The organism is Prescottella sp. D32, from assembly GCF_037287305.1.
Lineage (GTDB): Bacteria > Actinomycetota > Actinomycetes > Mycobacteriales > Mycobacteriaceae > Prescottella > Prescottella equi.
This window is the reverse complement of sequence record NZ_JARBSW010000002.1, coordinates 893,653-919,754: the sequence shown is the minus strand read 5'-3', so window position 1 is coordinate 919,754 and position 26,102 is coordinate 893,653. Positions and strand designations below refer to the sequence as shown.

General features: G+C 68.2%; 28 protein-coding genes. 12 read left to right on the top strand and 16 right to left on the bottom strand.

All coding sequences use genetic code 11. From position 1 onward, the window contains the following. Window positions 1-8 precede the first annotated feature (8 nt). The 4 genes from hsaD (at window position 9) to PSS76_RS13910 (ending at window position 3,104) form a co-directional block, all read left to right on the top strand. Window positions 9-914 (top strand): 4,5:9,10-diseco-3-hydroxy-5,9,17-trioxoandrosta-1(10),2-diene-4-oate hydrolase, encoded by a 906-nt coding sequence (hsaD, locus tag PSS76_RS13925; protein ID WP_286461108.1) that lies wholly within the window; start codon window positions 9-11, stop codon window positions 912-914. Beyond that, complete coding sequence (hsaC, locus tag PSS76_RS13920; protein ID WP_337456268.1) at window positions 914-1,813, top strand: iron-dependent extradiol dioxygenase HsaC; 900 nt, start codon at window positions 914-916, stop codon at window positions 1,811-1,813. The genes hsaD and hsaC overlap by 1 nt, the downstream gene beginning before the upstream one ends. Beyond that, the gene (hsaB, locus tag PSS76_RS13915) at window positions 1,813-2,400 is read left to right on the top strand and encodes a 3-hydroxy-9,10-secoandrosta-1,3,5(10)-triene-9,17-dione monooxygenase reductase subunit (protein WP_005515604.1); all 588 of its coding nucleotides are present in this window, start codon (window positions 1,813-1,815) and stop codon (window positions 2,398-2,400) included. Before hsaC ends, hsaB begins: the two co-directional genes overlap by 1 nt. A gap of 248 nt (window positions 2,401-2,648) precedes the next feature. Then, window positions 2,649-3,104: an SRPBCC family protein gene (locus tag PSS76_RS13910; protein WP_064078780.1), complete on the top strand. Its 456-nt coding sequence runs from the start codon at window positions 2,649-2,651 to the stop codon at window positions 3,102-3,104. Window positions 3,105-3,159: 55 nt separating this feature from the next. Here PSS76_RS13910 and PSS76_RS13905 read toward each other — a convergent pair whose 3' ends face one another. The 3 genes from PSS76_RS13905 to PSS76_RS13895 all read right to left on the bottom strand — a co-directional run bounded on the left by PSS76_RS13905 (window position 3,160) and on the right by PSS76_RS13895 (window position 6,919). Continuing rightward, on the bottom strand, window positions 3,160-5,217 hold the full coding sequence (locus tag PSS76_RS13905) for a neutral/alkaline ceramidase (protein WP_064078781.1): 2,058 nt from the start codon (window positions 5,215-5,217) through the stop codon (window positions 3,160-3,162). 113 nt (window positions 5,218-5,330) lie between these two features. After that, entirely contained in the window at window positions 5,331-6,062 is a 732-nt protein-coding gene (locus PSS76_RS13900) for an acetoacetate decarboxylase family protein (protein WP_064078782.1), read from the bottom strand. After that, window positions 6,059-6,919 carry an SDR family oxidoreductase gene (locus PSS76_RS13895; RefSeq protein WP_005515598.1) on the bottom strand — a complete coding sequence of 287 codons (861 nt, stop codon included), beginning with the start codon at window positions 6,917-6,919 and terminating at the stop codon, window positions 6,059-6,061. The genes PSS76_RS13900 and PSS76_RS13895 overlap by 4 nt, the downstream gene beginning before the upstream one ends. A gap of 120 nt (window positions 6,920-7,039) precedes the next feature. On the opposite strand from PSS76_RS13895, the gene PSS76_RS13890 reads away from it, so the two are divergent. Further along, a complete protein-coding gene (locus PSS76_RS13890) occupies window positions 7,040-8,263 on the top strand; it encodes a cytochrome P450 (protein ID WP_069856298.1) in 1,224 nt (407 codons plus the stop codon). Here PSS76_RS13890 and PSS76_RS13885 read toward each other — a convergent pair. From PSS76_RS13885 to PSS76_RS13855, 7 genes are all read right to left on the bottom strand, one after another. Beyond that, window positions 8,214-8,765: a hypothetical protein gene (locus tag PSS76_RS13885; RefSeq protein ID WP_337456287.1), complete on the bottom strand. Its 552-nt coding sequence runs from the start codon at window positions 8,763-8,765 to the stop codon at window positions 8,214-8,216. The genes PSS76_RS13890 and PSS76_RS13885 overlap by 50 nt on opposite strands. Before the next feature lie 85 nt (window positions 8,766-8,850). Continuing rightward, on the bottom strand, window positions 8,851-9,393 hold the full coding sequence (locus PSS76_RS13880) for a hypothetical protein (RefSeq protein ID WP_069856296.1): 543 nt from the start codon (window positions 9,391-9,393) through the stop codon (window positions 8,851-8,853). A 199-nt stretch (window positions 9,394-9,592) separates the two neighbouring features. Further along, complete coding sequence (locus PSS76_RS13875; RefSeq protein ID WP_064077756.1) at window positions 9,593-9,946, bottom strand: HNH endonuclease signature motif containing protein; 354 nt, start codon at window positions 9,944-9,946, stop codon at window positions 9,593-9,595. Between the two features lie 245 nt (window positions 9,947-10,191). Continuing rightward, window positions 10,192-10,902, bottom strand: a complete 711-nt coding sequence (locus PSS76_RS13870; RefSeq protein WP_069856295.1) for a DUF222 domain-containing protein — start codon at window positions 10,900-10,902, stop codon at window positions 10,192-10,194. A 40-nt stretch (window positions 10,903-10,942) separates the two neighbouring features. Then, window positions 10,943-11,371: a cupin domain-containing protein gene (locus tag PSS76_RS13865; RefSeq protein WP_005515594.1), complete on the bottom strand. Its 429-nt coding sequence runs from the start codon at window positions 11,369-11,371 to the stop codon at window positions 10,943-10,945. 93 nt (window positions 11,372-11,464) lie between these two features. Beyond that, window positions 11,465-12,340, bottom strand: coding sequence for an aldo/keto reductase (locus tag PSS76_RS13860; protein WP_013414854.1), 876 nt, complete (start codon window positions 12,338-12,340; stop codon window positions 11,465-11,467). A 40-nt stretch (window positions 12,341-12,380) separates the two neighbouring features. Next, window positions 12,381-12,887 (bottom strand): nuclear transport factor 2 family protein, encoded by a 507-nt coding sequence (locus PSS76_RS13855; protein ID WP_037084619.1) that lies wholly within the window; start codon window positions 12,885-12,887, stop codon window positions 12,381-12,383. Window positions 12,888-13,003: 116 nt separating this feature from the next. Between PSS76_RS13855 and PSS76_RS13850 the strand changes: the two genes are divergently transcribed. The 3 genes from PSS76_RS13850 (at window position 13,004) to PSS76_RS13840 (ending at window position 15,430) form a co-directional block, all read left to right on the top strand. Then, window positions 13,004-13,813, top strand: coding sequence for an SDR family NAD(P)-dependent oxidoreductase (locus PSS76_RS13850; protein WP_069856294.1), 810 nt, complete (start codon window positions 13,004-13,006; stop codon window positions 13,811-13,813). 68 nt (window positions 13,814-13,881) lie between these two features. After that, complete coding sequence (locus PSS76_RS13845) at window positions 13,882-14,745, top strand: HAD family hydrolase (protein ID WP_064059632.1); 864 nt, start codon at window positions 13,882-13,884, stop codon at window positions 14,743-14,745. A gap of 40 nt (window positions 14,746-14,785) precedes the next feature. Next, window positions 14,786-15,430 carry a ScbR family autoregulator-binding transcription factor gene (locus PSS76_RS13840; RefSeq protein ID WP_005515586.1) on the top strand — a complete coding sequence of 215 codons (645 nt, stop codon included), beginning with the start codon at window positions 14,786-14,788 and terminating at the stop codon, window positions 15,428-15,430. A gap of 69 nt (window positions 15,431-15,499) precedes the next feature. On the opposite strand, the gene PSS76_RS13835 is transcribed toward PSS76_RS13840, so the two are convergent. Genes PSS76_RS13835 through PSS76_RS13815 form a run of 5 tightly spaced genes read right to left on the bottom strand, consistent with a single transcriptional unit; the run spans window position 15,500 to window position 21,210 of the window. Further along, window positions 15,500-16,636 carry an acyl-CoA dehydrogenase family protein gene (locus tag PSS76_RS13835; RefSeq protein WP_084956381.1) on the bottom strand — a complete coding sequence of 379 codons (1,137 nt, stop codon included), beginning with the start codon at window positions 16,634-16,636 and terminating at the stop codon, window positions 15,500-15,502. Then, window positions 16,633-17,619, bottom strand: coding sequence for an acyl-CoA dehydrogenase family protein (locus tag PSS76_RS13830; protein WP_064059633.1), 987 nt, complete (start codon window positions 17,617-17,619; stop codon window positions 16,633-16,635). Before PSS76_RS13830 ends, PSS76_RS13835 begins: the two co-directional genes overlap by 4 nt. Beyond that, window positions 17,616-18,755, bottom strand: coding sequence for an acyl-CoA dehydrogenase family protein (locus PSS76_RS13825; RefSeq protein ID WP_005515582.1), 1,140 nt, complete (start codon window positions 18,753-18,755; stop codon window positions 17,616-17,618). The genes PSS76_RS13830 and PSS76_RS13825 overlap by 4 nt, the downstream gene beginning before the upstream one ends. Continuing rightward, entirely contained in the window at window positions 18,755-19,636 is an 882-nt protein-coding gene (locus PSS76_RS13820; RefSeq protein ID WP_005515581.1) for an enoyl-CoA hydratase, read from the bottom strand. Before PSS76_RS13820 ends, PSS76_RS13825 begins: the two co-directional genes overlap by 1 nt. Then, on the bottom strand, window positions 19,633-21,210 hold the full coding sequence (locus PSS76_RS13815) for a FadD3 family acyl-CoA ligase (RefSeq protein ID WP_013414859.1): 1,578 nt from the start codon (window positions 21,208-21,210) through the stop codon (window positions 19,633-19,635). The genes PSS76_RS13820 and PSS76_RS13815 overlap by 4 nt, the downstream gene beginning before the upstream one ends. A 77-nt stretch (window positions 21,211-21,287) precedes the next feature. On the opposite strand from PSS76_RS13815, the gene PSS76_RS13810 reads away from it, so the two are divergent. The 4 genes from PSS76_RS13810 (at window position 21,288) to PSS76_RS13795 (ending at window position 25,247) form a co-directional block, all read left to right on the top strand. Then, complete coding sequence (locus PSS76_RS13810) at window positions 21,288-22,499, top strand: acyl-CoA dehydrogenase family protein (protein WP_005515579.1); 1,212 nt, start codon at window positions 21,288-21,290, stop codon at window positions 22,497-22,499. Beyond that, a complete protein-coding gene (locus PSS76_RS13805; protein ID WP_005515577.1) occupies window positions 22,496-23,305 on the top strand; it encodes an SDR family oxidoreductase in 810 nt (269 codons plus the stop codon). Before PSS76_RS13810 ends, PSS76_RS13805 begins: the two co-directional genes overlap by 4 nt. A gap of 144 nt (window positions 23,306-23,449) precedes the next feature. Then, a complete protein-coding gene (locus PSS76_RS13800) occupies window positions 23,450-24,073 on the top strand; it encodes a TetR/AcrR family transcriptional regulator (RefSeq protein WP_022594071.1) in 624 nt (207 codons plus the stop codon). Between the two features lie 19 nt (window positions 24,074-24,092). After that, window positions 24,093-25,247, top strand: a complete 1,155-nt coding sequence (locus tag PSS76_RS13795) for an acetyl-CoA C-acetyltransferase (protein ID WP_005515575.1) — start codon at window positions 24,093-24,095, stop codon at window positions 25,245-25,247. A 146-nt stretch (window positions 25,248-25,393) separates the two neighbouring features. On the opposite strand, the gene PSS76_RS13790 is transcribed toward PSS76_RS13795, so the two are convergent. Beyond that, window positions 25,394-26,089, bottom strand: a complete 696-nt coding sequence (locus PSS76_RS13790) for a class I SAM-dependent methyltransferase (RefSeq protein WP_337456267.1) — start codon at window positions 26,087-26,089, stop codon at window positions 25,394-25,396. Between the last annotated feature and the right edge of the window lie 13 nt (window positions 26,090-26,102).

Sequence of the window (26,102 nt, the reverse complement as noted above, 5' to 3'; positions counted from 1 at the left end):
GCGGGTACATGACGGCAACCGAAGAGCTCACGTACGAGTCGACGTCCCGTTTCGCGCAGGTCCGCGACGACCTGAAGTTGCACTACCACGAGGCCGGCGTCGGCAACGGCCCCACGATCGTGCTGCTGCACGGCGGCGGACCCGGCGCGTCGTCGTGGTCCAACTTTGCGAAGAACATTCCCGTTCTCGCGGAGCAGTTCCATGTGATCGCGGTGGACCAGCCCGGCTACGGCCGGTCCGACAAGCCCACCGAGCACCCGCAGTACTTCCGCCACAGCGCGTCCGCACTCAAGGATCTGCTCGACACGATCGGCATCACCGATCGCGTTCACCTGCTGGGTAATTCGCTCGGGGGCGGCGCTGCGGTGCGGTTCGCGCTGGACTACCCGGAGCGCGCCGGCCGACTGGTGCTGATGGGTCCCGGCGGCCTCAGCGTCAACCTGTTCGCGCCGGACCCCACCGAGGGCGTCCGGAACCTCGGCAAGTTCGCGTACCAGCCCACGCGGGAGAACCTCGAGGCGTTCCTGCGCATCATGGTGTTCGACCAGAAGCTCATCACCGACGAGCTGATCGACGAGCGGTTCGCCGCCGCCAGTGCGCCCGAGTCGCTGGCGGCCGCCAAGGCGATGGGTAGGTCGTTCTCGAGTTCGGAGTTCGAGCTCGGAATGTTGTGGCGCGACGCCTACAAGCTGCGTCAGCGGGTGTTGTTGATCTGGGGTCGCGAGGATCGCGTCAACCCGATCGACGGTGCGCTGGTGGCGCTCAAGATGATTCCGCGGGTCCAACTGCACGTCTTCGGCGGCTGCGGGCACTGGGCGCAGCTCGAGAAGTTCGACGAGTTCAACCGGCTCGCGAGCGACTTCCTGCTCGACAGTGACATCGCCCGAGGCTCCGGCCGAGAAGGGGGTAAGTGATGAGTATCCGTTCGCTGGCGTACCTGCGCATCGAGGCGACCGACATGGCCGCGTGGCGCGAGTACGGGCTCAAGGTGCTCGGCATGAGCGAGGGCAAGGGCTCCAATCCCGACAACCTGTACCTGCGCATGGACGACTACCCGGCGCGCCTGGTCATCGTTCCCGGTGAACGCGACGGCCTGTACGCCACCGGCTGGGAGTGCGCGAACGCCGAAGGGCTGCAGGAGATCCGTGAGCGCCTTGCCAAGGCCGACTGGGAGTTTGAGGAGGGCACCAAGGAGGAGGCGGCCGAACGCAACGTCGTGGAGTTCGTCAAGTGCCGGGACGCTTCGGGGTCGCGCCTGGAGATCTTCCACACGATCGCCCTGCAGCACCGCCGCATCGTGAGTCCGTACGGGCACAAGTTCGTCACCGGCGAGCAGGGGCTCGGGCACGTCGTGCTCGCAACCAAGGACGACGCCGCGGATCTCGAGTTCTACCGTGACGTGCTCGGATTCAAGCTGCGCGACTCGATGCGCCTGCCTCCGCAGGTCGTGGGGCGTCCGGCGGACGGGGACCCGGCGTGGCTGCGCTTCCTGGGCTGCAACCCGCGCCACCACAGCCTCGCGTTCGCGCCCCTGCCGAACCCCTCCGGCATCGTGCATCTGATGGTCGAGGTCGAGAACTCCGACGACGTCGGGCTCTGCCTCGATCGCGCGCTCCGCAAGAACGTGAAGATGTCGGCGACGCTGGGCCGCCACGTCAACGACCTGATGCTGTCGTTCTACATGAAGACGCCGGGCGGATTCGACGTCGAATTCGGTTGCGAGGGCCTCGAGGTCGAGGACGACACGTGGATCGCCAAGGAGAGCACCGCCGTGAGCCTGTGGGGTCACGACTTCACGGTGGGGTTCAAGTAATGTCCGCGCACGAGACGGCTGGTGCGGGGACCGGCGCGGAGATCGATCCGCGCCAGTTCCGCACCGTGCTCGGCCAGTTCTGCACCGGCGTCACGATCATCACCACGATCGACGACGACGCCCCGGTCGGGTTCGCCTGCCAGTCGTTCGCGGCGCTGTCGCTCGATCCGCCGCTCGTGCTGTTCTGTCCCACCAAGGCGTCGCGCTCGTGGGCGGCGATCGAGCGCTCCGGCCGCTTCGCCGTCAACGTGCTCGCCGAGGAACAGCAGTCGACGTGCGCCCGGTTCGGATCCCGAGAGCCCGACAAGTTCGCCGGAATCGACTGGACTCCATCGCCGTTGGGTTCGCCGATCCTCACCGGATCGCTCGCGCACATCGACTGCACGGTCGAGACCGTGCACGACGGTGGTGACCACTACGTGGTGTTCGGGCGCGTGCATTCGATGAGCGAGATCAAGACCGAACGGCCGCTACTGTTCTATCGCGGCCAGTACACCGGCATCGAACCGGACAAGACCGTGCCGGCGAAGTGGCGGGACGATCTCGAGGCGTTCCTCACCACCGCCAGCGAGGACACCTGGCTGTAGCAAGCTTGCCCCGGGGGAGGAAAAAGGGCTGAAGGGTCCCTTCGTGCGCTGACAGCGCGTGAAGGGACCCTTCGTCTGTTCGGGGCCCTTCAAAACCGCAGGATGCCGGACTAGGATCGAAAGTAATGCTCGTGCGGATGCCGTGTTGTGGATCCTGAAAGCGACTGCGCGAGCAGTCCATCGGCGCGGGTGCGCCAAACTCATGCGTGACGCGTCGACCATTGTCGCGAGTCGAGGATGTGAGATTCATGGCCAAGACGCTGCGGACGGACGAATCCGTCGTCATCAATCGTCCGCTTCCCGAGGTGTTCGAGTACTTCACCGATCCCGTGCACGCGCTGGAGTGGGGAACCAACATCAGCGAGTACAAGATGCTCTCGGGCGCGCCCGACCAGGTCGGCTCGGTGGCATCGCTCGACGCACGGGTTGCAGGCGCGAAGGTTCACGCCACGGAGGAGATCACCGCGTACGAGAAGAACAAGCGGATCGGCTTCGCCTCGCGGGAGTCGAAGATCGGGTACACGCGTGAGCTGGATTTCGACAGCGACGGCGACGGCGCCACCAAGGTGACGTTTCTGCAGGAGGGCGAGACCGGCTCCGGTCTCTTCAAGTTCGCCGATGCCATCGTGCAGAAGCTGTACGCGCGAGACGTACGGGGAAACCTGGAGAACGCCAAGGAGATTCTCGAGACCCCGAACGGCTGAAGGGTCCCTTCGTGCGCTGTGAGCGTACGAAGGGACCCTTCAGCCGGTGAGGGAGCTAGCGGACGGTGAACTCCGCCGAGGTTCCGGTGAAGGCGAACACCGCGCCCTCCGGGTTCTTCCAGTTGCCGAAGTGCTGGATGCGGTAGGTGCCCGACGGCGTGCCGGTGGGCACGTCCCACGTGATGCGTGCGACGGAGGCATTGAGGCCCTCCCGGCGCCAGCGGTACTTGGTGGCCCAGTCGCCGTCGTCCGCGTGCCGGGTCCACCGGTCGCCGTCGCGCCGTTGCACCTCGAAATACGTTCCACGACGGTGCAGGTCGTTCTTGGGGTGGCCGGTGACGAACTCGACGGCCACCTGCTCGCCGGCGCCGACGCTGCCCGCGGGCTGCACGACGACGTCGCCGAAGTCGCGGCCGGGTAGCGGTGCGTCGAAGGGGAACTCGCGTCCGAAGCCGGGCTGGAAGCCGGACAGATCGCGCGGCGCCGGGCCGCGCGGGACGTCGGCCCCCGCCTTCATCGCTGCCGCGAGGGCCGCGAAACCCTGCTGGTACGCGGGAAGAGTGTTGCGGCCGAACAGCGTCGAGCCTCCCTCGTACTGCTGGGCGTCGTACTCCTCGGGCGTGGTGCAGTAGCTCGAGTACGCGTTGGCGTAGCCGTTGAAGATGACGTTCTCGAGCGGGACACCCAGTTCCTCGGCGACGGTGCGGCGGATCCGCAGGCCCGAGACGATCGTGAACTCCGCCGGGCCGCCGACGACGTAGACGTCACCGATGCGGATGATCTGGATCTTCAGCACGTGCGGCACCCAGCCGTCCGGGGGCAGCAGGCCCACGGGCACCAGCACCAGCTTGGGGGCCTGTGCGTCGGACAGCCACTGCGGGGTGGGGGTGTCGATGCCGCCGAGCGCGTCGATCATCGGGTTGCGAGTGCCCTCGGTGAAGATCTCGATCGCCGGGCCGTCCTCGGTGCTGCCGGCCGCCATCGCCGCGCCCACACAGGCCGGGGAGGTGCGACGGACCTGGCCGTCGGAGGTGTACTTGCCGTCCACCACCTGGTTCGCCATGTCCAGGTACATGATTCGGCTGTCCACCGCGGTCGATGCCAGCGGCGTGGCCTTCCTGAACGCCTCGCGGGCGGCAGCCACCTGCCGCTCGCCGATGATCCGGGTGTTCTCGAATTCGTCGGCGGTGGGACCGTGGCCGGGCTTCAGATCCAGGTTGGGGGACATGTCGCCGGTGTTGGTCTGCGGGAAACACGCGACGAACCCGGGCTTGCCGTCGAGGTAGCGCACCCCGGCGACATCGTGCTCCCAGAAATACGCGGCGGCGCCCTTGTTGTCGCCCGAGATCAGGTGGTTCTTGTTGGTCAGCGACGCGCCGTGGGTAGGGAACCAGCCGATGCCGCCGACGTTGTCGCCGCCCTGGCTGATCCGGAGCACCCGCATCGAGGTGTCGATGCCGAGCGGGTAGTAGTCCTTGTCGCCTTGCGGGTTCCGATCGAAGGCCGCCCTCGACCGGTTCACGCTCGCGTCCTTCAGTTCGCTGCGCCCGTACGCGACGGTGCCGGCCGCGAGGTTGTCGTGCGCCGCGACGATGGCCTCCACGACGCCGTCGACCTCGGCGTCGAACACCTGCGGCTGGAAGCCCAGCGTCGCGAGGCTGTACGCGTAGTCCTGCGACGCGCCGCCGCACGCCGCGTGCGAGTGCACCGCCGTGAGCATCACGTTCTTCTCGGTGTACAGGTTGCCGAACCGGGCGGCGAGCCGGGCGAGCACGGCGTCGTGCACGGCCTGGAACACCATGCACGTGTCGGCGCAGGTGTAGACGACGCGGTTGTCGTCGGCATCGGCGAAGACATAGGCGCGCACCCGGGTTCGCTGGTGCAGGCCCTCGGCGCGCTGGTCGAACTGCGAGTAGCCCATCATGCCGTTCTCGGCGACCGGGCCGGTCATGTCGGACAGGCCGACTCCGACCCGGAACCCGCGATCGGGCGCGGCTCGGTGGGCCGGGGCGGTGGCCGAGCGAGGCTGAGCTGAAGCGGTCGAGCTGGCAATGGCTGCGAGCGCCGGTGCGGCCGCGGCTCCGGCCAGCACGCTGCGTCGACTGATCGTCACGACGTAATCCTTTGCGCGAAGTGGAGAATCGAACTTGAGCAAGCGTCCAAGTCTCCAGCACACACCAAGCGGTCTGGATTCGCAAGGCCCGGCGCGCCGCGCGGTTCGGGGAATCAGACGGCCGACGCGTCCCCGAAAGTCATCCGCAGGTCCGGGATCGTGGTGGTCGCCAGGGCGCGGCGGGGCAGCCCCAACGATCGCAGTTCGTCGGCGATCGGGTGGTCCCCGAGGGTCAATTCGGCTCCCCCCAATCGCGTCCGGACTCCGCGCGGGTTCATGTCCCACGAGGTGCGCCGGGTGACGCCGTCGAGGTGGGAGTAGGCGTCGAGCGAGGTGTTGGTCCCGCGTCCGGGCATCGGGATGCCCTGCTTGACGGTGAGTTCCGCGATGAGGCGCCCGTCCCGGCTGACTCTGCCGCGGCGGACGTCGCTGACGTGGTCGGCCTCGAAGTCCGCCATGATCTTCGGGAAGCCCCAGATGCCGCGGCCGGCGGCGAGGGTGAACTCCCCGTCGACCGGGAGCTGGTGGATGAGGGCGCCGGCCTTGCCGCGCGCCAGGGAACGCAGATCCCGTCGCACGTGGTTGAAGCCGCGCTGCTCGTGATCGCGCACCATGAACGTGACGCCGAATTCGTTGTAGGGGCCCAGGTCGCCGTCGATGTAGTCGACGAACACCAGCCCGCACAATCCGCGCCCGCCGCGCCACTGCAGGATCTCGAGGCCCGTATGGTCGACGAGTCGCTGCGCGGCGTTCGTGGGGACCGAGTACATCGCCATGAACGCCGACGCCGTCCGGATCTCGACCGGCATGTCGACCTGCTTGCCGAGCACCTGATGTGAACTCACTGCGACACCACTCCTCGTAGTCCGTCGGCGCCGTAGACCTGTTCGAGCATCGACGTGAAGTCGGGTCCGCGCCGGAGCATCTGGCCGCCGTCGACGTTGATGACCTGTCCGGTGATCCAGGTGGACTGCGGGCCGAGCAGGAACAGTGCGAGCGCCGCGATGTCCTCGACCTCGCCGACCCGGGCGAGGGGAGTGCACGCCAGATAGTCGTCCAGGATCGGGCCGCCGTCGGTGATCATCGCGACCAGGTCGGTGCGGGTGAGGCCGGGACGGATGCCGTTGACGCGGACGTTGCTGGCGCCCAACTCGTCGGCGGCCAGTTGCACCAGGTGGTCGACGCCCGATTTGGACACCCCGTAGGCGCCGAACCAGCGGTGGGTGTTGCTGGACGCGATCGACGAGATCGCGACGATCGCTCCACCGCCGCCCGCGACGAGCGCGCGGGCGCCGTGCTTGATCGTCAGCATCGTGCCGGTGACGTTGAGTTCGACGGTTCGGCGCCACGCGTCGGCGTCGAGTTGCGTGATGGGGGCGATGGTCTCGTTGCCGCCCGCACAGGCGACGACGCCGTCGAGGCGTCCGGTGGTCTCGATCGCGCGCGCGACGGCACCTTCGACGTCGCTCTCGACGGTGACGTCGCCCGCGACCGTGGAGACCGACCCCCCGGATGCGAATGCGCCGGTCGCCGCGATCTTCTCGGCTGCTGTCGTCAGCTTGTCGGCGCTGCGGCCGCAGATCGTCACGTGCGCGCCGGCCGCGACGAGATCCTGCGCGATCCCGAACCCGATGCCGCTTCCGCCGCCTGTGACCAGGACCGATCTGCCGGTGAATGCGCCGGCGTCCGCCTCCGAACCCATCACGTCTCCCCTCGTGTGTCCGATACCCCGCCGATCGTAGGAACAAGTTCTACTATCGGGGCAGGTTTGGGTGATTGTCGAGGCTTTCCGGTCCATCCGTTCGGATGAAGGAGCACGCGCATGACGATCGTGGACGACACCGATCTGCTCGACGGCCGCTTCTATGCGGGCACCGAAGGCGACCCGCGCGCGGCGTACGCGTGGATGCGAAGCAATCAACCGGTGTTTCGGGATCGGAACGGGGTGGCGGCCGCGGCGTCGTACGCCGCGCTGATCGCCGCGGAGCGCGACCCGGGCCTGTTCTCCAACGCGGGTGGGATCCGTCCGGAGACCGGTCCGCTGCCACAGATGATCGACATGGACGATCCCGCGCACCTGCAACGCCGGCGCCTCGTCAACACGGGCTTCACCCGCAAGAAGGTGGAGGCGAAGATCGGGCGGATCCGCGAGATCTGCGACCAACTGATCGACGCGGTGTGCGAGAAGGGGGAGTGCGACTTCGTCGCCGATCTGGCCGCACCGCTGCCGATGGCGGTGATCGGCGACATGCTCGGCGTCCGGCCCGAGGAACGCGACGTGTTCCTGCGGTGGTCGGACGACCTGGTGAAGGCGTTGGGCAGCAACGCGACCGAGGAACAGCTGAAGGCCATGATGGACGCGTACGTCGCCTTCAACGAGTACACCTTCCGCACCATCGCCGAGCGGCGCGAGGAACCCGCCGACGATCTCATCAGCATCCTCGTGCACGCCGAGATCGACGGGCAGCGGCTCGACGACCAGGAGATCGTCAACGAATCGCTGCTGATCCTCATCGGCGGCGACGAGACCACCCGGCACGTCCTCAGCGGTGGCATGGAACAGCTCATGCTGCACGAGGATCAGCGCGACCGTCTGGTAGCCGACCCGTCCGGCGTCCCGCTCGCGGTCGAGGAGATGCTGCGATGGGTGTCGCCGATCAAGAACATGGCCCGCACCGTCACCCGCGACACCACATTCTTCGACACCGACCTGCGCGAGGGCGAGAAGATGCTGCTGCTGTTCGAGTCCGCCAACTTCGACGAAACGGTGTTCGATGCCCCGGATCGCTTCGACACTCGGCGGTCGCCGAACCCGCACGTGGCCTTCGGTTTCGGCACCCACTTCTGCCTCGGCAACCAGCTCGCGCGGCTGGAGGGCGCCATGATGTTCGAGCGCCTCCTCGCGCGACTGCCCGACATCGCGCTCGCGACGTCCGAGCCGTTGCCGCGGCGGCCCGCGAACTTCGTGTCGGGTCTCGAGGCGATGCCGGTGAAATTCACGGCGGCGGCGCGGCGACCGGAATCAAGTGGCCGATCGTTTGGGTGACCGGCAGCGCGTGGATCGCGGTGATTGCGTCCCACTTGTATTCGCCGCACTCGCCGGTGGGGAGTGCGGGGCGCATCGCGAGACCCTGTGCGTCGACGAGCCAGACGATCGGCGGAGTCATCTGATCGACGCGGCAGGTCCGTACGTCGACGCCGTTGATCTCCGTCGTCCTCAAGGCATCGGTGGGCAGTTCGTAGCCGGCGAGCACCGCGGTCAGGTCATCCTGCCGGTGTTGCTCGATCCACGTCACGTTCGCGTCGGTGCCGTCAGATCTCTCGCAGGTGACGACACTGACCGGCTCGAAATCGGGGGGAATGGCAGTGGGTTGCGGGGCCGGAGGTGCTTCGCTCACCAGGCCCGCACCCGCGAGCAGATTGCCCGCCAGGCAGGTCGGTTCGACCAAGCCCGCGATGTCCGCCCTCGGCGTGGTCGCGGCAGTGTTGACGTCGGTGCTGCCCGACGAACCGCAACCCGCGGCCACGCCGACGGCCAATACCCCCACACAGATTCTCGAAGCCCCCATAGCGGGCACCCTACGTACCCGACGGGACGCGCGTGGGCGAACCGCCGTCCTCAGGTAGTGGTCGTCAGGCGGCAGGGGCGAGCCGCATCGCCGGCAGCGGCGGCAGGTTCTCCGGGTCGAGGCCGAACTGTTCGTCGATGCCCTTGCGGGACTTCGAGGCCGACTCGGCGATCGCCTCGTGCAGCGCAGTCCCGTCGAGTCCGCGGGCGCGGTAGCGGGCGGTGATCTGTTCCCAGGTCATGTTGGGGTCGGTGATCTCGAGACCGAGTGCGGTGATCCGGTCGGACATGACGACTCGGGTGTAGGTCCGCAGCGCATTGCGCATCTCGAACAGGACGCGTGAGCGCACCTCGGCCGGGACCCCGATCGCCCTCTGAGTGTCGTTGGCACGAGCGATCTCTCGTTCGCCGTAAAGGTAGACGATGCGGGCGTCGCGGGAGTCCAGGGTGCCGGGGAGGTAGAAGGGGACCCCGGGGATCTCGACGGCCGCGGATCCGGAATTCGGTGCGCCCGGAGCCGTCATGACCTCTGCGACTGCGGTGCCCGGCAGCAGCAGGGCGAGGGTGGTCAGTATCGCGGCAGCGGCCGCGCGGCCGAACGTCTTCACGTGGTCCTCCCGAAACGACCGACTGTTCGGTCGCAGTCGGCGACTTGTTGGGAAGATTACCGGGCGGACCTTCGACATCGATTGCCCGTTCCCTGGATGGATGTTTCCCAGTTTCAGAACGGCGGGGCGCCGTCGTAGTCGATGGTCCCAACCGGACAGGATGTGCGCGGGGCGGGCCGTCGACGATGGCGTGCGGGGATCAGGCTGTCGAGTAGTTGAGGCGCGCGAGGGTACGGGCATCGGTGAGTCGAGCCGTGAGCCGGTCGTCGAGTCCGGCCGTCAGGTCCGGCTGCATCTCCGGATCGGCGAACGGTCCGCGTGGATGCGTGATCGTGGCCCGGCCGGTGGGATCGAGCCATTCGAGACGACCTTCACCGATCTGACGGACGGACCAATAGCCGAGCGTCTCGAGTCGGTGATGGGTCCGACACAGGCAGGCAAGATTCGATTCGGTGGTGAGCCCGCCCCGCTCGGGGTGATCGTGGTCGAACGGAATCGTGTGGTCGAGGTCGCAGGTGGCGGCCGCCGCGGCGCAGTTCGGGAATCGGCACACACCATCTCTCGTGCGGACGATCTCGGACAATCGGCCACTCGGCCGATAGGTTCTTTCCTGCAATCGCTTTCGCGTTCTCGCCGTGACCGTCGGCGGAGAGTGCTTCGGCGCCGGAAGGAGTGGGCCGCTGCCGAGCACCGGTCCGCTGAGTGAGCCCTCGGCCAGTCCGGCCCGATCGGCTGCGGACAGCATGAGGATCCGCTTCCACGTTGCATCCGCGGCGAGTTCGCGGGCGAGGTCGGCGTCTATGGCCCCGTATCCGGACAGGTAGCCGGGCGCGTCGTCGAACCCGAGGAGGGTCGGCGGCGTTGGGCCTGCGTACGTGGATCGTGTGCGCAGACGTCGAATGCCATCGCGCGGAGTCGCATCGCGAGGATGCGGCCGCCTTCGGCGGGCAGTAGACCGTCGAGATGCGACATCGCGTTGTCACCGGCGATTACTCTGACGTCGCGGTCGTCGGTGGCTCGGAGTCGTCGTTCCCGTGCGCCATCCGGGTCTAGTCGGGCGATCAGCCGTCGGGCGCGCTCCTCGAGTCTGGAGGTGGTCGAGCGGCCCGCGCCGTCGAGCAGGCGGCGCTCGATGTCCTCCAGCTTGTCGTCGGAGACGTTCGACAGTGCCTCGGACAGTGCATGAGCCTTCGCGAGGTCGATCCGGCCGGCCTGGAACTCGGCGCGGACCTGGTGCAGGCGCCACCGCAGATCGCACCCCAGATCGATCATGCGTCGTGCCGCGGATTCGGTGAGGCCGAGGGTGCCAGCGACCTCGACGTGCGCGAACTCGCCGTGACGCGCCTCGTTCCGTCCCGCTCGCGCATCCTCCTCGCAGCGGATTGCGAACAGGGTCGTCACCCAATCGATCTCGCGGAACTGCTCGCGGGCGATTCGGGCGTGCTGCTCGGCGAGTGCGGCGGACGCATCCGCGTCCACCGTCTCGCCCGCCGCCACGGAGTCGAACATAGTTTCGATAGTAGCGGAGCCCTCTGACAGACTCGGGTGACTACGCGCAGCCCGGCGCGGGTGCGTCCTCCGACATCGGCTTGCCCGTCGGAAGTACGTAGAGCACGTGCAGGACCATCGGGGCCGGACCGAGGTTGCGGCCCATGTGGACGTAGCCGTGTCCACTCGGTTCGACGATGGTGCCGCCGACGTTGTAGATGCCGTCGGTGGTGCAGTCGGACTTGTAGTGCGTCAGCGTGCCTTCCGTGACGATGCCGTACAACATGCCGTCGTGGAAGTGCCAGCCGGTGGTGCCGCCAGGTGCGATCGTGACCTTCCGGAGGATGTAGTCCTGGTCGCCGACGGTGGCCTGCGCGATGATCTCGCCGGTGACGCCCTCGCTCGGGGTGGCTGCGGCGACCCCCGGGGCCAGGCCGAGGGCCACCGCGGCGGAGACGGCGGCGAGGGCGAAGCGGTGGCGAGCGCGCATGTCTGGTCCTTCCCCGAACCGGTCTGGGTGCGGGACCATCGTCCGGGAAGTGGGCGGCAGCCGCGGCGTTTTCGCGAATCTTCCGCGATCGGCCTAGCTCGGCGCTCCCAGGTTCATCTCGTCCGGATGGAACCCGACGCGCACGCCGTCGTCGAGGGTCGCGATGTCGGTCAGGTCCTGTTCGGTCAGTTCGAAATCGAACACGTCGATGTTCTGCGCGATGCGATTGTCGTGCACGGACTTCGGAATCACGATGAGGTCGTTCTGCAGGTGCCATCGGATGAGAACCTGCGCGGGGGACTTGCCGTGCGCGTCGCCGATACGGGTGATGACCGGGTCGTCGAGCAGCGTGTTGGGCTTGGACGCGTCCCCCCATCCGGAGTTGCTGGTGCCGCCGAGGGGACTCCACGACTCGACCGCGATTCCGTGGAGGGCGGCGAAGTCGCGAATGGCGTGCTGGGGGAGATGCGGGTGCAGTTCCACCTGGTCGACGGCCGGGAGCAGGCCACCACGGTCGACCAGTTCCTGGAGGTGGTGCGGTTCGAAATTGCACACCCCCACCGCCTTGGCCCGCCCGGATTCGGCGATCTTCTCCATCGCGTCCCATGTGCGCAGACGAGTGTCCTGGTCCTGCAGCGGCCAGTGCACCAGGTAGAGGTCGACGTAGTCGAGCCCGAGGCGCGACAGGCTCGTGTCGAACGCGGCCAGCGTGGGTTCGTAGCCCTGGTCGGAGTTCCACAGCTTGGTGGTGACGAAGACCTCGTCGCGGGGCACGGCCGACTTCGCGATGCCGCGGCCGACGCCCTCCTCGTTGCCGTATGCCGCGGCGGTATCGATGTGCCGGTAGCCGGCGTCGTCGAGCGCGAAACGGACAGCGTGCTCGGTCTCGTCGTTGGTGGCCTGCCATACGCCCAGGCCGAGTTGGGGGATGACTGTTCCGGAATTCAGGGTGATCTCGGGAGTGGTCATGGATCCAGGCTAGGAGCGTTCGAGGTCCGCTGCAGGGAAGTCAGGCGCCCTTCGCCGGCGGCTGTGCCCACATGTGCGCGAGGAACTCGAAACTCGGGACATCGTCGAGCGAGATCATCGACTCGTAGATCCGCTCGTACGACGTGCGCGTGATCCGCCAGCGGCCGTCGTCGTCGCGGCGATAGCCGTCCCGGTAGTAGCCCGCGCCGCGGATCAGGCACCGATGCTCCGGGATGATCACGGTGTCCTCGAACGCCCACGACCCTTCCGCCGTGGATCCCACGACCGTGATCTCGGGGTGATGGGCGAAGTGCACCGAGGTGACCGCAGGGGTGAGCGCCTTCCGCATGAAGCCCACCAGGGCGTCGCGGCTCTCGAACACCAGCGGTCTGCTCAAGGCGTGCGTTCCGTACTCGGCGACGACGTCGTCGGCGAGTGCGTCGGCGAAGTCGTCCCAGCGTTTGAGGTCGAGCGTGCGGAAGTACCGGTACTTGAGCTGCCGGATGTCCTCGAGCGCATCGAGTTCTTCGGGGGAACGGACCGTCATCCGCGGAGCATCACACAGCGACGCGGCGCTGTGGATCGATTCCACGGAATTCGTTTGCACACCGTACATCCCGGTCGCCGGGAGTCGGAACCCGTTGAGAACGACGGACTGTCACCATGTGCTCACTGTCGGAGTGGACGGAGGACGCGATGGACCTCGGTGTGGAACAGTTCGGGCTGGGCGGTCGCACTGCCCTGGTGACCGGTGCCGGCCGGGGCGTCGGGGCCGGTATCGCGCGCGTCCTGGCCGCCGCGGGAGCGACGGTGGCGGTCAACGATCTCCATGCCGATCGCGCCGAGTCGGTGGCCGAGACGATCACGGAGGCCGGTGGACAGGCGGTGGCCTGCCCGTTCGATGTCACGAACGTCGACGCCACCGCCGACGCGCTCGCCCGGACGACTGAGCAGGTCGGCGACATCGACGTCCTCGTCCACAACGCCGGCGTCCCCGACGGCGGCGGCCGGCCGAACAAGTTCGTCGACATGCCACCCGCCGACTGGCAACTGCAGATCGACCTCAACCTGGCGGCGACGATGCGCATCGTGCAGGCGGTGCTGCCCCGCCAGATCGAGAACGGGTGGGGCCGCATCGTCCAGATCTCCTCGGGAGCGTCGTCCCGCGGACTGCCGATCGGCGTCGGGGCGTACGGCGCCGCGAAGGCGGGCTCGGAGGCGCTGATCCGACACCTCGGCGTGGAATGCGGACCGCACGGCGTCACTGCCAACGCGTTGGCGCTGGGGTTGATGGAGGGGCTGGGGCGCGCCGACGATCCCGCCGTGCAGAAGATGATCCGCGGGATTCCGATCGGCCGACTCGGTACCGGTGCCGACGTCGGTGCGGCGATCCTGTGGTTGTGCAGCGAGGCCGGGGGCCTGGTGAACGCTCAGGTGATCCACCTCAACGGCGGCACCGTGTTCGGGCGTTGAGGGGTCACGGACACGACTGGCCACCAGGCCACAGCCGCGCCGCATCGCCCGCCTGGGATCATCGACACGTGACGGGAATCAGACTGGTGGCCTCCGATCTCGACGGCACCCTGCTGCGGTCCGACCGGACGGTGTCGCCGCGCACGGCGCGGGCGATGGCTGCGGCGCGAGATGCCGGCATCGAGGTGGTGTGGGCGACGGCGCGGGCCCGTCACTCGGTGGACGCCCTGGCCCGGTCGTGCGGTTTCCGCGGCGAGGCGATCTGCGCCAACGGAGCGGTCACCCTGGACCTCGCGGACGGCACGCCCGAGATCACCGGCACCGTCTCGATCGAGGTCGCCGAGGCGCTCGCCGCCATGGACCGCGTCCGCACGCTCGTACCCGGCGTGGTGTTCGCCAACGTCGGGCCGACGACGTTCGTGGCCGAACCCGAGTACGCGGCCCTGTGCGACTACGCTGACCACCACCGGACACTCGACGAGATGATTCTCGAGGAGCAACTGCCGCGAGTGGGGGAGCCGATGGTCAAGATCGTCGCCCGGCATCCGGAGGTGCCCAGCCGCGAGCTGTACCGACTCGCAGTCGAGGCAGGGGTGGACGGTGTCGAACTGACGCACTCGGGTGCCCCGTACGTCGAGATGGCGGCGACCGGGGTGTCGAAGGCCAGTGCGCTCGCGCGACTGTGTGCGGCGAGAGGCATCGCGGTCGGCGAGGTGGCGGTCATCGGTGACGCCGTCAACGACATCCCGATGCTGACGTGGGCCGGTACCGCGCTGTGTCCCGCGAACGCGATACCCGAGGTGCGAGCCCTCGCCGGCCGGGTGCTGCCCTCCAACGACGACGACGGTGTCGCGCACTACCTCGAAGAATTGGCAGGTCGAGAGGAGCTCGTCGAAAATAACTCTGGTCGGATTCCCCTCCGTCGGCAATGATGCTTTGCGTCGGAACACGTCAGACGAAGGGTGCGGCTTGATGCTCAGGCAGGAACGGGCGGTGATCACGCGGCAGCAGATCGTCAACGGTGCGGCGGAGATGTTCGACCGCGTCGGATACGAGCGGGCCAGCCTCGCCGAGATCGTCGAGTTGTCCGGTATCACGAAGGGCGCGCTGTACTTCCACTTCAAGTCGAAGGACGACCTCGCGAGTGTGGTCATCGACGAGCAGCACGCGATCTCGATGAAGGCCGTCGAGGCGATCACCTCCTCGGGTGAGCCTGGACTCGACCAGTTGGTGATGCTCTGCTACGAGATGGGCCGGCAGATGCTCGAGGACACGATCGTGCGGGCCGGGATCCGGCTCACCCTCGAGATGAGCGCCGAAGGCGGGCCACAGAGGCCGTACGAGGACTGGGTCGATGCCTGTGAGCTGGTGGCGCGCGCCGGGATCGAGGAGGGCGACATCGTCGACACGGTCGTCCCGGAGGAGCTGGGCCGCTTCATCGTCGGTGCCTTCACCGGCGTGCAGATGGTCTCCAACGTGCTCACGGGACGGGAGGATCTGTACGAGCGCATCGACCAGATGTTGTCGTTCCTCCTGCCCGGCATCATGGCGCCGCGACGCCGGCACAAGGCCGCGCGCATCCGCGAGGCGCGCTGGATCCCGCAGACCGAGGACTGAACCACCCGATGTACGCCGAGGGCCGGCCCGAAAGATTCCGGGCCGGCCCTCGGGTGATCGAGAGGCAGATCAGGCGGGCAGACCCGCGAGCGTCTCCATCTCCTTGAAGAACTCTTCCGGCTGCCCCAGCAGCTGAGCGCTGCCGTGGGCTCGCTTGAAGAACAGGTGTGCGTCGTGCTCCCACGTGATCGCGATGCCACCGTGCAGCTGGATGGCGTCACCGGTGACCGCGAGGAACGCTTCCGAGCAGTACGCCTTCGCGACCAGCGCGTCCGCGGCGGCCGTCGGCAGACCCTCGCTCAGCGAGTGCACGGCCGCGTACGACGCCGAGCGGGCAGTCTCCACCAGGAAGTACAGGTCCGCCATGCGGTGCTTGAGCGCCTGGAAGCTGCCGATCGCGCGACCGAACTGGACGCGGTCCTTGCTGTAGTCCACCGTCATCTGCATGCAGCGCTCGGCGGCACCGACCTGCTCGGCGGACAGCGCGACGATCGCGATGGTGCGGACCTTCTCGAGCGCCGCGGTCGCGTCGTCGGCGGTGAGCCGCACGGCCGGGGCGGAGTCGAATTCCACCAACGACATCGGGCGGGTGAGGTCCATCGTCGGCAGCTGACGGCGCGCGACGCCGCCGGCTGCCGGGTCGACCTCGAACAAACCGATGACGCCGTCCGAGCCTTCCACGGCCGCGGCCACGATGAGCACGTCGGCGTGCGCGCCGTCGAGCACGTAGTGCGCGGTGCCCGACACGGTGTAGCCGTCGGCGTCGCTGCCGGCGGCCGTGCACGCGACGTCGTCACTGCGCCAGTGGCCCTCGGGGCCCACCCAGCAGAGTGCCGCGATGGACGAGCCCTCCGCGATGCCCGGCAGCAGGCGCTCGCACGCCTCGTCGTTGCCGGTCGCCAGGATCGCCTGGGCGGCGAGGACCGCGGAGCCGAACATCGGCGACGGCGTCAGCGCGGCGCCGAGTTCCTCGAGCACCAGGTGCTGCTCGACGAGGGTCGCGCCGAACCCGCCGAACTCCTCGGGGATCGCGAGCGCCGCGACACCGACCTGCTGGCACAGCACGTCCCACAGGCCGCGGTCGAACGCCTCGCCCGACTCGAGCGTCTTGCGCAGCGCGGCCGCGTCGGCGCGCTTGGCCAGCAACTGGGCAACCGTCTTGCGGAGTTCGATCTGCTCCTCCGCGAACACTCCGACCCCGCTCACAGCGCGCTCGCAATCCGTGCGCGGTGGGCCGAGGCGGTGCCCCACGCGGACTGCAGGGCCCGCGTCTTGGTGAGCCACAGCGACAGGTCGCACTCGAGGGTGTAACCGATCGCGCCGTGGACCTGCAGCGCCTTGCGCGACGCCACGTACGCGGCGTTCGCGGCAGCAACCTTGGCGGCCGACACGTCGCGGGCGATGGTGTCGGATCCCTCGGCGATGGAGATCGCCGCACCGTACACCAGCGGGGTCGCCATCTCGACGGCCACCAGGGCGTCGGACATGTGGTGCTTGACGGCCTGGAAGCTGCCGATCACGCGACCGAACTGCGAACGGTTCTTGGCGTAGTCGGTGGCGGTCTCGATCATCGCGTGGCCGGCGCCGATCAGCTGCGCCGACGCGGCCAGCACCGCGATGTCGTACGCCTTCTCCGCGGCGGCGGCCACGTCCGCACCCTGCGCGAGCGTCTCGACCGACTCGACCTCGAACAGGCGCCGGGCCGGGTCGACCGACTCGAGCTGCGTGGTGGGGCGGACCAACTCGAGGGTGTCACCGGAAACCCGCAGCACCGGCTCGGCGACGTCGGCGTCGAGGGCACGCGGCGTGGACGGCTCGAGGACCAGCGACGCGAGGTTGCCCTCGGCGATACCGGGCAGGAAGCGCTTGGCCAGCTGCTGGTCGTTCAGCGCCGACAGCAGTGCGGGGACGGCGGCAGCCGTCTCCAGGACGGGGCCGGGAACCGCGGCACGGCCCAGCTCGATGAACGCGACGGCCAGGTCGGCCGGGTGCGCGCCGATACCGTCGAACTCCTCCGGCACGGCGAGCGCCGTCACACCGGTCTCGGCGAGCTGCTGCAGCAGGGCCAGTCCGGCGGCGGTGTCGTTCTCACCCCACGACCGGACGATGGCCGGGGTGTTGGCGTTGGCGAGCAGGCCGCGGAGGCTCTCCGCGAAATCGCGCTGCTCGGTGGACAGAGAGAATTTCATCGATCCGCCTTCGGGAGTCCGAGCATCCGCTCGGCAACGATGTTGCGCTGAATTTCGTTGGTGCCGGCGTAGATCGGGCCGGACAGCGAGAAGAGGTACCCGTCCTGCCACTTGCCGGCGAGCTCGCCGTCGGCGCCCATCAGGTCGAGCGCCGTCTCGTGGATGCGGACGTCGAGCTCGGACCAGAAGATCTTGTTGATCGAGCCCTCGACGCCGAGGGGTACACCCTCGAGCATGCGGGTGACGGTGCCCCAGGTGTGCAGGCGGTACGCCTCGGCGCCGATCCAGGCGTCGACCACGCGGTCCCGCGACGCTGTGTCGGCGGGGTCGGTCTCGGTCTTCCACACCTCGATCAGGCGGTTCACCGCGGAGATGAAGCGGCCCGGGCTGCGCAGGGACAGGCCACGCTCGTTGGACGCGGTGCTCATCGCGACGCGCCAGCCGTTGTTCACCTCACCGACGACGTCGGTGTCCGGGACGAAGACGTCCTCGAAGAAGATCTCCGCGAAGCCGGGCTCGCCGTCCAGCTGCGGGATGGCGCGCACGGTGACGCCGTCCTGGTTCAGCGGGAACATGAAGTACGTCAGGCCCTTGTGGCGCTGCGCCTCCGGGTCGGTGCGGAACATGCCGAAGCCCCAGTCCGCGTACACGGCGCGCGAACTCCAGGTCTTCTGACCGTTGAGGATCCAGCCGCCCTCGGTGCGGCGGGCCGTCGACCGGATGCCCGCCAGGTCGCTACCGGCCTCCGGCTCCGACCAGGCCTGAGCCCAGATGTCGTCGGCGCGGGACATGCGCGGCATGATGCGCGCGAGCTGCTCCTCGGTGCCGTGCTCGAAGAGCGTCGGCGCGAACAGGAAGATGCCGTTCTGGCTGACGCGCCCGGGCGCACCGGCCTTGTAGTACTCCTCCTCGAAGAGGACCCACTCGATCATCGACGCGTCGCGGCCGCCGTACTCCGCCGGCCACGCGACCGTCGACAGGCGTGCGTCGGCGAGCTTGTGCTCCCACTCGCGGTGGGCCTCGAAGCCCTCCGCGGTGTCCATCGACGGCAGCGGTTCCGCCGGGACGTTGGCCGCGAGCCATTCGCGCACTTCCAGCTGGAAGGCGCGGGCCTTTTCATCCAGTTCGAGATCCACTATTTCGCCTTCGCTTTCATACTGTTGACGTCCATTCCACCCAGCGAGTCCCTGCCCACCTCGGCGTTGTGCGCGTGGGCGAAGTGATGCAGGCCGAACACCGAATCCATACCTGCGCGCTGTCCCATGAGGTCCTCGCACTGGTTGACGGCTTTCTTGGTGAGGGCCAGGCCGAACCGCGGCATCTCCGCGACGCGGGCGGCCAGCGCCAGGGTCTCGGTCTCGAGGTCGGCACGCGGCACCACCCGGTTGACCATGCCCACCTCGTAGGCGCGCTGCGCGGAGAAACGATCGCCCGTGAAGAGGATCTCCTTCGCGAACCGCGATCCCAGCACCCACGGATGTGCGAAGTACTCGACACCCGGAACACCCATGCGGACAACGGGATCCGAGAAGTACGCATCTTCCGACGCGACGATCAGGTCGCAGCACCACGCGAGCATGAGGCCACCGGCGATGCAGGCGCCGTGGATCTGCGCGATCATCGGCTTCGGAATCTCCCGCCACCGACGGCACATGCCCAGGTAGACCTCGGTCTCGCGCGCGAAACGCTGGTCGCCGCCCGCCTTGCCGAGGTGGTCCCACCACAGCGCGGCCTTGTTCTCGTAGTGCACGTGGTGGTCGCGGCCGGGCGTGCCGATGTCGTGGCCGGCGCTGAAATGCTCGCCGTTACCGGCGAGCACGATCACCTTCACGTCGTCGTCCTCGACGGCCCGCTCGAACGCGGCGTCGAGGGCGTACGTCATCACCGAGTTCTGGGCGTTGCGGTAGTCGGGGCGGTTCAACGTCACGAACGCGACGTGATCCCGCACCTCGTAGGTGACGACCTCTCCCTCGTCGGGAAGCTCGCCCCCACCGGGAACGTCGTGGGGGACGGTCATGCCTTGCCCTCTCGCAGATCGTTCTTGAGCACCTTGCCCGACGGGTTGCGCGGAAGCGCGCCGACGATCTTCACCTCGCGCGGAATCTTGAAGTTCGCCAGACGCTCCTTGCAGAACGCGATGACGTCCTCCGCGGTCACGTCGACGCCGGCCTTCGGCACGATGTACGCACGACCGACCTCGCCGGCCCGCTCGTCCGGGATACCGATGACGGCCGCCTCGACGATGGAATCCATTCGCGCCAGCGCATTCTCGATCTCGGCGGGGTACACGTTGAACCCGTTGGAGATGTACATGTCCTTGAGGCGGTCGGTGATGTCGAGGTAGCCACGCTCGTCGAGCACGCCCACGTCGCCGGTGTGCAGCCAGCCGTCGGCGTCGATGGTCTTCTTCGTCGACTCCGGGTCGTCGAGGTAACCGAGCATGACGTTATCGCCGCGCACCAGGATCTCCCCGTGCTCGCCGATCTTGACCTCCATGCCGGGGATCGCCCGTCCGGACGAGGTGGCGACCGTGACCGGGTCGTCGTCGGTGCGGCACATCGTCACCACGACGGCCTCGGTCTGGCCGTAGGCGGTGATGACGGCGTCGTAGCCGAGTTCGGCCTGCATCCGCTCCACCAGCACCACCGGAATCGCGGCCGCGCCGGTGATCGCGACGCGCAGGCTCGACAGGTCGTACTCGTCGCGGGTCGGGAAGTCGAGGATGGTCTGGTGGATCGTCGGGGCCCCCGGCAGGACACTGATCTTCTCGTTCGCGATCGTCGTCATGATCGTGGGGACGTCGAAGACGGCGGCGGGCACCATCGTGGCGCCGCGCAGGATGCACACCATGAGACCGGCCTTGTAGCCGAAAGTGTGGAAGAACGGGTTGATGACCAGGTAGCGGTCGTTCTCGTCGACCTCGGCGCAGTCGGCCCACGCGTCGGCGATACCGACGGTCTGGCGGTGCGCGGTCATGACGCCCTTGCTCTTGCCGGTGGTGCCGGACGTGAACAGGATGTCGGCGACGTCGTCGGGGGAGACGGCGCGGGCGCGAGCGTCGGCCTCCTCCACGGAAACCGGCTCGGCTGCGGCGGCGAGCTGATCCCATTCGAGGATCTCGCCGCCGGGGAACTCGGTGGTGGGGGCGCCGGAGGTCGGGTCGTCCGACGGCGTGCGGAGTACGAGCTGCAGCGACGGGATGCCGCCCGGGCCGGCGGCCTTGAGGACGTCGGCGAGACGGTCGTTCTTGAGGAACCGGTCCGGCACGACCAGGACCTTGGCGCGGGTGCGCTCGAGCAGGTCCAGGGCCTCGTGCCCGGTGTAGCGGGTGCTGATCGGCACCAGCGTCGCGCCGGCGTACTGCGCGGCGAGGAAAGCCTCGATCCAGTGGTGGGTATTGGGTGCCCAGACGGCGACGCGGTCGCCCGCTTCGACGCCCTTGGCCATCAGTGCGCGGGCGGCGAGGCGCACACGCTCCAGCAGTTCGGTGTAAGTGGTGCGGTCGGATCCGTCCGCAACAGCCTCGTTCGATCCGAATTGTTCAACGGCGCGCCACAGCGCGGCCGGGGTCGTCCGGGGCTCGGTGGTCACATTCGTGCTCACAATCTCTCCTAAGGCGAGGCGGAACCTCTATACAAAGCAAGTGCTTGGTAGGGTACCGTATCGCTGTGGACGTTAGCCAGGGTATTGAGACCAGCGAGCAGGCAGCTGCTGACGAGGCCTTTGCGCGGGAAATTCGCGAATGGCTCGAAGAGAACCTCTCCGGGAAGTTTGCCGAGCTGAAGGGCCTCGGCGGGCCGGGACGTGAACACGAGGCGTTCGAGGAACGCCTCGAGTGGGACCGTCACCTGGCTGCCGCCGGCTGGACCTGCCTCGGGTGGCCGAAGGAGTACGGCGGTCGCGAGGCGACGCTGAGCCAGCAGATCATCTTCCATCAGGAATACGCACGCGCGAATGCGCCTGCGCGCGTGAGTCACATCGGTGAGGAGCTGCTCGGCCCGACGCTGATCGCGTTCGGCACCGAGGAGCAGAAGCAGCGCTTCCTGCCGGGCATCAAGACCGTCACCGAGCTGTGGTGCCAGGGTTACTCCGAGCCGGGCGCCGGCTCCGACCTCGCCAACGTGTCGACCACGGCGCGACTCGACGGCGACCAGTGGGTGGTCAACGGCCAGAAGGTCTGGACGTCGCTCGCGCACCTCGCCGACTGGTGCTTCGTCGTCGCGCGCACCGAGCCGGGCTCGTCGCGCCACAAGGGTCTGTCGTACCTGCTGGTTCCCATGAACCAGGAGGGTGTCGAGGTCCGCCCGATCATCCAGCTCACCGGCACCTCCGAGTTCAACGAGGTGTTCTTCGACAACGCCCGCACCGACGCCGACCTGGTCGTCGGTGGCGAGGGCAACGGCTGGGGCACCGCGATGGGCACGCTCACCTTCGAGCGCGGCGTCTCGACCCTGGGGCAGCAGATCGGCTTCGCCCGTGAGCTCGAGTCGATCGTCGAACTGGCCGAGCGCAACGGTGCCGCCGAGAATCCGGCGATCCGCAACAAGATCTCCCGCGCGTGGACGAGCCTGCAGGTCATCCGTGCCCACGCGCTGCGCACGCTCGCGAGCGTCGACGCCAGTGCCAACGGCGGCGAGGCGTCCGTCGCGAAGCTGCTGTGGGCCAACTGGCACCGCGGGCTCGGCGAGCTCGCGATGGAGGTCCAGGGCGCCGCGTCGCTGATCGGTGTGGAGAACACCGAGCCCGGCGAGGAGCTGAACGACCTGCAGCGACTGTGGCTGTTCACGCGCGCCGACACCATCTACGGCGGATCCAACGAGATCCAGCGCAACATCATCGCCGAGCGTGTGCTCGGCCTTCCCCGAGAGGCACGCCCGTGACCGCCACCATCAAGTCCCCGCTCGCCGTCGCTCCCGAAGAGGTCGCGGGCCACGACCTGCTCAAGGGCAAGAAGATCGTCGTGACCGCCGCGGCCGGCACCGGCATCGGTTTCTCGACCGCGCGCCGCGCGCTGCTCGAGGGCGCCGACGTCCTCGTCTCGGACTTCCACGAGCGTCGTCTCGGTGAGACCGTCGAGAAGCTGTCGGCCGAGTTCGGCAGCCAGCAGGTCGAGTCGTTCGTCTGCGACGTCTCGAGCACCGAGCAGGTCGACGCGCTGATCGTCGGCGCTGCGGAGAAGCTGGGCCGCATCGACGTTCTGGTCAACAATGCAGGCCTGGGCGGCGAGACCCCGATCGTCGACATGACCGACGAGCAGTGGGACCGCGTCGTCGACATCACGCTCACGAGCACCTTCCGCGCCACCCGCGCCGCGCTGCGTTACTTCAAGGAGGCCCCGCACGGCGGCGTCATCGTGAACAACGCCTCCGTCCTGGGTTGGCGTGCGCAGCACTCGCAGTCGCACTACGCGGCGGCCAAGGCCGGCGTCATGGCGCTCACCCGCTGCTCCGCGATCGAGGCCGCCGAGTTCGGTGTCCGCATCAATGCGGTGTCGCCGTCCATCGCCAAGCACCCCTTCCTGGCGAAGGTCACCAGCGACGAGCTGCTCGACAATCTGGCGTCGCGTGAGGCCTACGGCCGCGCGGCCGAGGTGTGGGAGATCGCGTCGGTGATCGCGATGCTCGCGAGCGACTACACCACCTACATGACCGGCGAGATCGTCTCGGTCTCGAGCCAGCGCGCGTAGGTAACCTTCCGTGCTCGTGGTGGCCGAATGTCACATCGGTGCAGTCCGACTGAACCGATGTGACATTCGGCCGCGGCACAGGAGTGTCCGCTGGGCGAAATGCGCCGATACCCTAGCAATCGCTTGGTTGGTAGGATGTCCGGCATGACTCCACCCCGAGGCGCCGACGAGTCTTCGAACAAGTCCGGGCGCCGCGCCGAGCTCCTCGAACTCGCTGCGGGCCTGTTCGCCGAACGCGGCCTGCGGGCCACGACCGTGCGCGACATCGCCGACGCGGCGGGCATCCTCTCCGGCAGCCTCTACCACCACTTCGACTCCAAGGAGTCGATGGTCGACGAGATCCTGCGCGGCTTCCAGGACGACCTGTTCGGCCGCTACCGCGAGATCGTCGCCGCCGGCATGGGCTCGCGCGAGACGTTCGAGGCTCTCGTGATCGCGTCGTTCGAGGCCATCGACGCCTCGCACAGTGCGGTCGCGATCTACCAGGACGAGGTCAAGCACCTCGCGTCCAACGAGCGGTTCGCGTACCTCGCCGAGCGTAACCAGGAGTTCCGCGACCTGTGGGTCGGGGTGCTCGAGGCCGGTGTCGCCGACGGCAGCTTCCGTCAGGACCTCGACGTCGAGATCGTCTTCCGTTTCATGCGCGACACGGTCTGGGTGGCCGTGCGCTGGTACCGGCCGGGCGGCCCGCTCACCGCCGAGGCCGTGGCCAAGCAGTACCTCTCCATCGTTCTGGACGGGCTCGCCAGCCCCGACTCCCACAAGTAATCCGACCCAGGAGCTGTTCATGCCCGAGGTTTACATCGTCGACGCCATCCGTACCCCGATCGGCAAGAAGAACGGTGGCCTGGCCCCCGTTCATCCGATCGACCTGGGCGCGCACATCATCAAGGCGCTCGTCGAGCGCACCGGTATCGACCCGTCGAACGTCGACGACGTCGTGTTCGGTTGCGTCGACGCGATCGGTGGCCAGGCCGGCAACATCGCGCGCCTGTCGTGGCTGGCCGCGGGCCTGCCGCAGCACGTGCCCGGTGTGACGGTCGACCGCCAGTGCGGGTCGAGCCAGCAGGCCATCCAGTTCGGCGCGCAGGCCATCCTGGCCGGCACCGCCGACCTGATCATCGCCGGCGGCGTCCAGAACATGAGCCAGATCCCGATCTCGGCCGCCATGATCGTCGGTGAGCAGTACGGCTTCAGCACGCCGACCGCCGAGTCCAAGGGTTGGGCCGAGCGCTACGGCGACGAGGAGGTGTCGCAGTTCCGCGGCGCCGAGATGATCGCCGACAAGTGGGACATCAGCCGCGAGGAGCTCGAGAAGTGGGCTCTGCAGAGCCACGAGCGCGCCAAGGCCGCGATCGCCGAGGGCCGCTTCGAGAACGAGATCGTTCCCTTCGGTGACGTCACCACCGACGAGGGCCCGCGCGAGACCAGCCTCGAGAAGATGGCGAGCCTCAACGTGCTGGTCGAGGGTGGCCGCCTGACCGCTGCCGTCGCCAGCCAGATCTCCGACGGTTCGAGCGCGCTGCTGCTGGCGTCGGAGGAGGCCGTGCAGAAGTACGGCCTGAAGCCGCGCGCCCGCATCCACCACATGAGCGCTCGCGGCGACGACCCGATCTTCATGCTGAGCGCGCCGATCCCGGCGACCCAGCACGCGCTGGAGAAGACGGGCCTGACCCTCGACGACATCGACCTCGTCGAGATCAACGAGGCGTTCGCGCCGGTCGTCCTCGCGTGGATCAAGGAGCTCGGTGCCGACCCGGCCAAGGTCAACGTCAACGGCGGCGCGATCGCCCTCGGCCACCCGCTGGGTGCGACCGGCACCAAGCTGATGGCGACGCTGCTCAACGAGCTCGAGCGTCGCAACGGCCGTTACGGCCTGCTCACCATCTGCGAGGGCGGCGGCACCGCCAACGTCACGATCATCGAGCGCATCCAGGACTAGTCCTCCCGCTCACGAATGCCCTGCCGGTTCCCAGTGAATCGGCAGGGCATTCGCCGTCCCCGTCCCCCCGCGTTTTGCGCACTTGTCGCGACTCGGATGCCCGGCGGAGCGCGACAAGTGCGCAAAACGCGGTTGCTGGGGCGGCCTCAGGGGCGTTTGCGGGCGACGCCGGCGATCTGGGTGTTGACGGGCAGGAAGGGCGAGCGCAGGCGGTAGGCCTCGATGGCCGTCTCGGTGAATCCGGCGGCCTCGACGACGGCCTGCAGGTCGCGCTCGCAGGAGCAACCCTCGAAGGTCCAAGCCCACGGCCTGCGTGCGGCCCGCTGCAGACGGCGCAGCGAGGTGCCGTCGGGCGCGGCGACGTGCTCGAGGAACGCGTAGCGTCCGCCGGGGCGCAGGACCCGGTGCACCTCGGTGAGCACGGCCGCGGGATCTGCCACGGTGCAGAGCACGAGGCTCGAAATGACCGCGTCCACCGATGCGTCGGGCAGCTCGAGCCGTTCGGCACCGGTGGTGTGCAGTTCCAGATCGACCCCGGCACGCGCGGCCCGCGCACGCAGGCGATCGTGCATCGCCGGGTTCGGCTCGACGCCGATCAGCCGGGTGCCGGCGCGGAGGTAACGCAGGTTGGCCCCGACCCCGGGCCCCAGTTCGACGACTGTCCGTGGCAGGTCGTCGAAGAGGGACTGTTTGTGCGGTCGCAGCAGGTGATCCAGATATCGGTCGAGGGCGCTGAAGAACAGGGCGTTGAACGGCCCGCGGAGCGGATGGAACCGGAAGGCGCCGGGCGCGGTCGGCGCCGACTCCTCGGGTTCGCGGGACATCACATCGTGGCTGGCCATCGCTTGCGCTCCT

Bases quoted from the DNA above. Each gene is read 5' to 3' on its own strand.
- hsaD (WP_286461108.1), top strand. From the start codon at position 9: ATGACGGCAACCGAAGAGCTCACGTACGAGTCGACGTCCCGTTTCGCG.
- hsaC (WP_337456268.1), top strand. From the start codon at position 914: ATGAGTATCCGTTCGCTGGCGTACCTGCGCATCGAGGCGACCGACATG.
- hsaB (WP_005515604.1), top strand. From the start codon at position 1,813: ATGTCCGCGCACGAGACGGCTGGTGCGGGGACCGGCGCGGAGATCGAT.
- PSS76_RS13910 (WP_064078780.1), top strand. From the start codon at position 2,649: ATGGCCAAGACGCTGCGGACGGACGAATCCGTCGTCATCAATCGTCCG.
- PSS76_RS13895 (WP_005515598.1), bottom strand. From the start codon at position 6,919: ATGGGTTCGGAGGCGGACGCCGGCGCATTCACCGGCAGATCGGTCCTG.
- PSS76_RS13890 (WP_069856298.1), top strand. From the start codon at position 7,040: ATGACGATCGTGGACGACACCGATCTGCTCGACGGCCGCTTCTATGCG.
- PSS76_RS13870 (WP_069856295.1), bottom strand. From the start codon at position 10,902: ATGTTCGACTCCGTGGCGGCGGGCGAGACGGTGGACGCGGATGCGTCC.
- PSS76_RS13865 (WP_005515594.1), bottom strand. From the start codon at position 11,371: ATGCGCGCTCGCCACCGCTTCGCCCTCGCCGCCGTCTCCGCCGCGGTG.
- PSS76_RS13860 (WP_013414854.1), bottom strand. From the start codon at position 12,340: ATGACCACTCCCGAGATCACCCTGAATTCCGGAACAGTCATCCCCCAA.
- PSS76_RS13855 (WP_037084619.1), bottom strand. From the start codon at position 12,887: ATGACGGTCCGTTCCCCCGAAGAACTCGATGCGCTCGAGGACATCCGG.
- PSS76_RS13850 (WP_069856294.1), top strand. From the start codon at position 13,004: ATGTGCTCACTGTCGGAGTGGACGGAGGACGCGATGGACCTCGGTGTG.
- PSS76_RS13840 (WP_005515586.1), top strand. From the start codon at position 14,786: ATGCTCAGGCAGGAACGGGCGGTGATCACGCGGCAGCAGATCGTCAAC.
- PSS76_RS13830 (WP_064059633.1), bottom strand. From the start codon at position 17,619: ATGAAATTCTCTCTGTCCACCGAGCAGCGCGATTTCGCGGAGAGCCTC.
- PSS76_RS13820 (WP_005515581.1), bottom strand. From the start codon at position 19,636: ATGACCGTCCCCCACGACGTTCCCGGTGGGGGCGAGCTTCCCGACGAG.
- PSS76_RS13800 (WP_022594071.1), top strand. From the start codon at position 23,450: ATGACTCCACCCCGAGGCGCCGACGAGTCTTCGAACAAGTCCGGGCGC.
- PSS76_RS13795 (WP_005515575.1), top strand. From the start codon at position 24,093: ATGCCCGAGGTTTACATCGTCGACGCCATCCGTACCCCGATCGGCAAG.
- PSS76_RS13790 (WP_337456267.1), bottom strand. From the start codon at position 26,089: ATGGCCAGCCACGATGTGATGTCCCGCGAACCCGAGGAGTCGGCGCCG.